Here is a 2,060-nt window from a genome sequence, read left to right as displayed (position 1 = left end):
CTGTTATTTAAGTTTTATGGAGTATGAAAAATCATGGGTAAACCGGCAGCCAGAAAAGGCGATTTAGTTGTGACATCTTGTACGCACAAAGTCCAGGGTCAACCACCTGCTCCTGCGCCGCCAATTTAGCGCCAATGCCAATTCCTTTCCAAGGAAAATTCGAGCAAAAGTTGAGTAAAAAGGTGAAAATTGGTGGTAAATTGGTGGCTTTAAAGGGCAGCCAGGGTAAAACCCAGGCACACCCACCAATACCGCCACCGGGAACTTCACCGATCAAGTTTGTCAAGGAACCTAACAAAACAGCTGAAATTACTAAGGGTAGTTCCTCTGTGAAAATTGAGGGTAAACCAGTGGCGCGCATTGGTGACCCAGTTAAGACCTGTAGTGAATTACCCCCTCCCCACGGCACAGTAACCCCTGGGCCTGGTAAGCCGACGAAGGTATTTATTGGGGGTTGATAAGGAGATGGAACGATGACTACTGATTTTCTCGGAGTGGGATGGAATTTCCCGGTAGTACTAGACCAAAATAAACAAATCGAAATGGCGCAATATGAGGATAGTGTCCGCCAGTCGATTTGGATGATTCTGAGTACTTCTCCAGGAGAACGGCTGATGCGCCCGGATTTTGGCTGCGGTATTCATGATTTAGTATTTGCCAGCAACAGCGCTGGGACAGCTGGACAATTAACAGTGGAGGTACGCCGAGCCTTGACCCAGTGGGAACCACGGATTGAAGTTCTAGATGTAGGTGTCTACCCGGATGAGACCCAATTTAATCGTCTCCTAATAGAAATAAATTACCAGGTGCGCCGTACTAATAATCGCTTTAACTTAGTTTATCCATTCTATTTAGATTATTAATTTGGGGTGTGGGGTGTAAGGCGCTACGGGCAAGGCAAAAGGCAAAAGGCAAAAGGCAAAAGGCAAAACGCGATCGCAATCAAATTAATCAATCGGTTAATCCGATGGTGGGCAGTGCCAAAGAATGCGATCACAACCAAATTAATCCGATGGTGGGCAGTGCCAAAGAATGCGATCGCAACCAGATTAATCCCATGGTGGGCAGTGCCACAAAACGCGATGTTCCTTTGGAACCGCTTCGCGAACGCAACCAAATCAATCCGATGGTGGGCAGTGCTACAGAACGCGATGTTCCTTTGGAACCGCTTCGCGAACGCAATCAAATTAATCCGATGGTGGGCAGTGCCACAAAAGGCGATGTTCCTTTGGAACCGCTTCGCGAACGCAATCAAATCAATCAGTCTCAAGCACTGCCCACCCTACATCTACATCTAGATCAAGTTGTGATTAATCGGATGGTGGGCAGTGCCACAAAACGCGATGTTCCTTTGGAACCGCTTCGCGATCGCAACCAGATTAATCCCATGGTGGGCAGTGCCACAAAACGCGATGTTCCTTTGGAACCGCTTCGCGAACGCAACCAAATTAATCCGATGGTGGGCACTGCCCACCCTACATCTGTTCTCCCGACTGGTGGGCAGTGCCACAAAAGGCGATGTTCCTTTGGAACCGCTTCGCGAACGCAACCAAATTAATCACTCTGATGCACTCCTACCCACCCTACATCAACTACTCCTCTAGCTTCCCCCTTATTAAGGGGGACGGGAGGGGGATCCCAACGGGGGATTAGTGGATTGATCCAAAACCCACCCAGTGATTAATCGTCTGGTGGGCAGTGCCAACAAATGCGATGGCAACCAAATCAATCAGTCTCAAGCACTGCCCACCCTACATCTACTCCCGATTCCCGATTCCCGATTCCCGATTCCCGATTCCCTACTCCCTACTCCCTACTCCCTAATTTCTTATGCAAGCTCCAAAGATTGATCAACGTAGCTATAAAGACATCGTTGCCTATACGGAGGCGTGTGCTAAGGCGTTCACAGAGTGGCGTCCTTTGGCAGATAACAAGCCGGATGGTGGTCGGTCACTAATTCGTATTTTTGGTCATCTGGCAACGATTGTCGGCGATCGCCTTAATCAAGTCCCGGATAAAAATTTCCTGGCCTTTCTGGATTTGATTGGCACTAGCATTGA

5 protein-coding genes are annotated in these 2,060 nt (G+C 48.5%); all 5 read left to right on the top strand.

Annotated features, from left to right (window positions below; genetic code table 11):
* The first annotated feature begins 134 nt into the window (after positions 1-134).
* A complete protein-coding gene (locus F6K49_RS43695; protein ID WP_293108029.1) occupies positions 135-458 on the top strand; it encodes a PAAR domain-containing protein in 324 nt (107 codons plus the stop codon).
* 15 nt (positions 459-473) lie between these two features.
* Positions 474-863, top strand: a complete 390-nt coding sequence (locus F6K49_RS43690) for a GPW/gp25 family protein (protein WP_293108026.1) — start codon at positions 474-476, stop codon at positions 861-863.
* 8 nt (positions 864-871) lie between these two features.
* Positions 872-1,558 carry a hypothetical protein gene (locus F6K49_RS43685; protein ID WP_293108023.1) on the top strand — a complete coding sequence of 229 codons (687 nt, stop codon included), beginning with the start codon at positions 872-874 and terminating at the stop codon, positions 1,556-1,558.
* 118 nt (positions 1,559-1,676) lie between these two features.
* The gene (locus F6K49_RS43680) at positions 1,677-1,850 is read left to right on the top strand and encodes a hypothetical protein (RefSeq protein ID WP_293064970.1); all 174 of its coding nucleotides are present in this window, start codon (positions 1,677-1,679) and stop codon (positions 1,848-1,850) included.
* On the top strand, positions 1,831-2,060 hold a 230-nt coding region (locus tag F6K49_RS43675; protein WP_293108020.1), incomplete at its 3' end, for a hypothetical protein. The genes F6K49_RS43680 and F6K49_RS43675, both read left to right, overlap by 20 nt.

This window comes from Moorena sp. SIO3I6, assembly GCF_010672095.1.
Note: the sequence above shows the minus strand (reverse complement) of the source record. Positions and strands in the feature narration are given on the sequence as shown.

Excerpts from the sequence above, each read along its gene's own strand:
- F6K49_RS43695 (WP_293108029.1), top strand. The coding sequence starts at position 135 with ATGCCAATTCCTTTCCAAGGAAAATTCGAGCAAAAGTTGAGTAAAAAG.
- F6K49_RS43690 (WP_293108026.1), top strand. The coding sequence starts at position 474 with ATGACTACTGATTTTCTCGGAGTGGGATGGAATTTCCCGGTAGTACTA.